Source organism: Runella zeae DSM 19591, from assembly GCF_000423565.1.
GTDB lineage: Bacteria > Bacteroidota > Bacteroidia > Cytophagales > Spirosomataceae > Runella > Runella zeae.
Genome location: NZ_AUIF01000095.1, coordinates 1 through 4,724, shown reverse-complemented (window position 1 = coordinate 4,724; position 4,724 = coordinate 1). Strand labels below are relative to the sequence as shown.

The following is a 4,724-nucleotide window of genomic DNA, read 5'->3' as shown; positions in this document are numbered from 1 at the left end:
CGCTTCCAAATGGATACAAGACTTCTTTAATCCGTTTTGGAAATATCGGAATTATACAAATTCCTTGTAATATATGTTAGTTCATAATCTATAAAATGAATAATATGAAACTTCCTTTTTTTATACTTTTAGGGATTATTTTTGGGGGTAGTTGTGTGGCCCAACAAGCAGTGGTACGCCAACCAAACGGCGCGCTTACCTTGACCAAAATCCCCAATTCACGTCCCCGAAATATTATTTTTGTTCTCACTGACGATCATCGATTTGATGCCTTGGGTTTTCTAAATACCCAGACATTTGTCCAAACGCCCAATCTTGACCGTCTTGCCAAAAACGGCGCTTATTTACCCAATGCTTTTGTTACGACCGCTTTATGTTCGCCTTCAAGGGCCTCGATTTTGACGGGTTTATATGCCCATAAGCACCGCGTGGTTGACAACAATAATCCTGTTTCGAAAGACCTAGTTTTTTATGCTCAATATCTTCAAAAAGTAGGTTATCAGACAGCGATGATAGGAAAGTGGCATATGGGAGGGGAATTTGACGATCCCCAACGTGGCTTTAATTATTGGGTTTCTTTTAAGGGGCAAGGCTCTTATTTACCCGAAAAAAATGGATTCAACGTCAACGGTAAAAAGGTAGCACAAAAGGGCTACATCACAGATGAGCTTACCGATTATGCAATGGAGTTTCTCCAAAATCGAAAAAAAGATAAGCCCTTTATGCTCTATCTTTCTCACAAAGGTGTCCATGCTGATTTTATCCCGGCCCAGCGTGACAAAGACCGCTTCAAAGACCATACTTTCAAACCACCCGTAAGTATGGCAATTGGTAGTCAAAAAGATGCCCCTATGTGGCTTCAAAATCAACGTAACTCTTGGCATGGCGTCGAATACCCTTACCATAGCCAATTGGATATTGGTGAATATTACAAACGTTATTCTGAGACTCTTCTTGGTGTTGATAATTGTGTAGGACGTGTATTGGAGTACTTAGAAAAAGAAGGGTTGTTGGAATCAACACTTGTGGTTTACATGGGCGACAATGGATTTATGTTTGGGGAGCATGGACTTATTGATAAACGTACAGCCTACGAAACCTCCATGCGCGTACCTATGCTCGCACATTGCCCTGATTTGATTAAGCCCGGAACGGTAGTGAAAGAAGTAGTAGCCAATATTGACATAGCACCTACCTTTTTGGAAGTAGCTGGCTTGAAATCCCCCGCATATATGGACGGAAAAAGCTTTTTACCATTTCTGAAAGGACAAACGCAGCCTTGGCGTACAGGGCTCTTGTATGAATATTATTGGGAACGCAATTTCCCCCAAACTCCCACCATGCACGCTTTACGCACCGACCGTTATAAATACATTCATTATCATGGTATTTGGGATACCGACGAGCTTTATGATTTGCAGGAAGACCCTCATGAAATGAATAATTTGGCCAACCAAAAAGAGCATTTGCCCACAGTAAAAAAGCTCAACAAAGAGTTGTTTGGAATTTTACAGGAAACAAATGGTATGATGATTCCCTTTTATGAAGACCGAGGAGGAAAAAATGATTTACGGAATAAAAAGGGAACCAAAGCAGCCGAATTTCCTGTGTATTTAGAAAAATAATATAAAATCTAAGTATATGTCAAAAGTTGCGAATATTTATTAACTAACTGTAAATCAAAAAGTAATGCTCTATTAATTTCATCAAGTCCATATCTGAAAATACTAAACGCACGTCTTTGATGTCTCAGGATTGGAATTTGTTTAATTCGGTTTTGGTATTGTCCAACAATATAGACCCAAACAAAGGCTATACACACGACTGCAAATAGTTTTTCTAAACGTTTTTGGTCTGTTAGATGAGTGCCTTCAATATTAAAACCTGCTGATTTGATAGATTTTAAAAAGCACTCAATAGACCACCTTTTTGCATAAACCTGCATGGTTTGACAGTCAAATTGATAGGTAGCAACAATGATATATTCAACTTGGTTCTTTGAATTTATGATCCTCATTCCTGTTAAATAAACCCATTGTTCATTGATTACCAATGGCTTATATAATTGCCTAACTTGATTTAAAGGCAAATTATTGAACAGCCAAAACGTTTTCAATTCCCGTCCCTTTTGGTTAACAAGTAGATTTTCTCTGATTCTGATGTAGAACTTAATGGGTTGAGCAGCTAAAAAACTTATCCACTCTTGACCAATAAATTCTCTGTCTGCAATCAGGCACTCTATCGAAGCCAAACCAAACAGACGAATATATCTCATCAAAAGAGCTTTTCGTTCATCTTGATTAGAGTTGCCCCTTTTGTTGAGCATGGTCCAAAGTAGGGGTAAACTAACTCCATCGGCCACAATAGTTAAACAGAGTATATTGTAATTTATACCCGAAAATTGCCAATTGGTACGGTCTAAACTTAGTTTATATGGCCCTTTAATTGGGTTGATAGCCATCAAAATCTTGGCTATTACATCAAAATCAATGGTAAAATCACTAAAAAATCGTTGTATTCGTCTTAGATTACTGCAAATTATTCGGTCATTCAGGCTTACAGCATTGATGCTAAAAACAACCGTGCGTGTCCGAATAAGTGACACAATTAGCAATTCTAAAAATTTAACCCGTGCTTTATGCCAACCCAAATGGCGTTGCAAATGCAAATTAATACCTATATTTTTATCCTCCATGAGCCAATTTGGTTTGTTTGATGAGTCTTGGTAAACCCATTTTACAAATCTTTTGGCTCTTTCCAAAGTTTTGACATATACTCAGATATAAAATATAATATTCGATGACTAAAAAAGTGCTGTATTGGTACAGCTGCATAGTAGCTATTCTCAGTTGGTCGTGTAGTTCTACATCCCAATCTGAAAAAGCAAAAGCAGATAGTATTGCGGCTTGTGTATCTCATGGAATGCCTTCAAGAACAGCTACCAAGGCTTCGACTAATGACCTTACTGACAGTATACACCAAGGAAAAGGAAGTTTGGAAGGGATGGTTTGGATTGCGGGTGGGAAATTTCTGATGGGGTCAGATGAGTTCGAAGACTCTCGACCCATACACGAGGTCAGTATTAAGGGTTTTTGGATGGACGAACACGAAGTAACCAACGCTCAGTTTGCGAAGTTTGTAAAAGCCACTGGTTATAAAACAGTAGCAGAACGTGCCCTAGATCCTAAAGATTTTCCAGGAGTACCAGCTGATCAATTATTACCTGGGTCAGCGGTATTTAGTCCTCCCTCAACGTCGGTTTCTCTCCAAAATCCCTTGCAATGGTGGAAGTACGTAGTAGGGGCTAATTGGCAGCACCCCTTTGGTCCGGGGAGTGCCCTGAAAGGTAGAGAAAATTTCCCGGTAGTACACGTTAGTTATGAAGACGCGCTAGCTTATGCAAAGTGGGCGGGCAAGCGCCTTCCTACGGAGGCTGAGTGGGAATTTGCCGCTCGTGCAGGGCAGTCCCAACGGATGTATTACTGGGGAGAGGAACTCAAACCCAAAGGCAAATGGGTTGCTAATATTTATCAGGGAGATTTTCCTCACAAAAATTTGCAAGAAGATGGATTTGCCAATGCTTCCCCTGTCAAAACATTTCCTCCCAATCGCTTAGGTCTATACGATATGGAAGGAAATGTATGGGAATGGTGCAACGATTACTATCGTCCGGATTATTATCGAAATAGTTCTTCAGACAATCCCCAAGGACCAGCGGATAGTTATGACCCCGACGAACCGGGCGCCGTGAAGCGCGTACAACGAGGAGGGTCATTTTTATGTAGCGATCAGTATTGTGTAAGATACAAAGCAGGAAGTCGAGGAAAAGGAGAAGTAAGCAGTGGGGCAGATAACTTAGGATTTCGCTGTGTAAGTGATCAAAAAGCGCCTTGATAAGGAAAATACATTGTAAAATCTTAATACATGACATAAGTGGGTGTATCAAAGCTCAAGAGCTTATTTTTGGGCTTCCGAGTTCCAAAAAAGATACACCCGATGCAAGAAGTTGAAATTGATTTAAAAAAGCAAATAGAAGGCTATTTCCAGTGTGATAAGCGCCACATAAAGTTGGTTAGCAGGCTAATTATAGGATTATTGAAGCTATCTGATAGCAAACTCAGCAATTGGAGTAAAGCCATGAGCGGAGAAGCTCAACTTTCCTCAAAATATCGTTGCTTACAGCGCTTTTTAAGTGTATTTCGATTTAGTGGACAAATTTATTTTGAAGTAGTATGGGGCTTATGCGGCTGTGAATCAGAGGTGTATTTGAGTTTAGACCGTACCGAGTGGAAAATGCGTGGGGTGTGGGTACAGGTTTTGATGTTAAGCATTCTATATGATGGGGTTAGTATTCCCTTATTGTGGCAATGTAGCACTCGTCATGGACATAGTAGTCACATTACCAAGAAAGCCTTGTTTCATTGCTTTCAAAAGTGGATTAGTTTGAAAACAGGCCAACAGGTGTGGCTTTGCTCTGATAGGGAATTCGGTAATAAAGACTTTTTCGAGGATTGCAAAAAAGCTGGCGTCAATGCTTGTGTTCGCTTGAAAAAAAACACCTTAGTCAGAGGGGGTAAAGAAGGCAAAAAAGTACATACACTTTTCGATAATAATTTGAAAACGTCTTATTTTATAGATTGTGAAATAACTTGGTTAAATTGTTGCTAAAAAAAATACAACAATGCGAAAACGGGTATGAGTTGATGAACCAGACCGCCTTCAAC

Annotated in this window: 4 protein-coding genes; 3 read left to right on the top strand and 1 reads right to left on the bottom strand. The window is 39.7% G+C overall.

Features of this window, described 5'->3' with window-relative positions:
• Positions 1–104 precede the first annotated feature (104 nt).
• Complete coding sequence (locus G563_RS0118240; RefSeq protein WP_037327432.1) at positions 105–1,625, top strand: sulfatase family protein; 1,521 nt, start codon at positions 105–107, stop codon at positions 1,623–1,625.
• Positions 1,626–1,633: 8 nt separating this feature from the next.
• Here the strand turns inward: G563_RS0118240 and G563_RS35235 are convergent, their stop codons facing one another.
• Positions 1,634–2,761, bottom strand: coding sequence for an IS4 family transposase (locus tag G563_RS35235; RefSeq protein ID WP_051211062.1), 1,128 nt, complete (start codon positions 2,759–2,761; stop codon positions 1,634–1,636).
• A gap of 38 nt (positions 2,762–2,799) precedes the next feature.
• Between G563_RS35235 and G563_RS0118230 the strand changes: the two genes are divergently transcribed.
• Together G563_RS0118230 and G563_RS0118225 are read left to right on the top strand one after the other, a co-directional pair.
• The gene (locus G563_RS0118230; RefSeq protein WP_037327428.1) at positions 2,800–3,894 is read left to right on the top strand and encodes a formylglycine-generating enzyme family protein; all 1,095 of its coding nucleotides are present in this window, start codon (positions 2,800–2,802) and stop codon (positions 3,892–3,894) included.
• Positions 3,895–3,996: 102 nt separating this feature from the next.
• Positions 3,997–4,668, top strand: a complete 672-nt coding sequence (locus G563_RS0118225) for a hypothetical protein (protein ID WP_028666562.1) — start codon at positions 3,997–3,999, stop codon at positions 4,666–4,668.
• Positions 4,669–4,724: the final 56 nt, after the last annotated feature.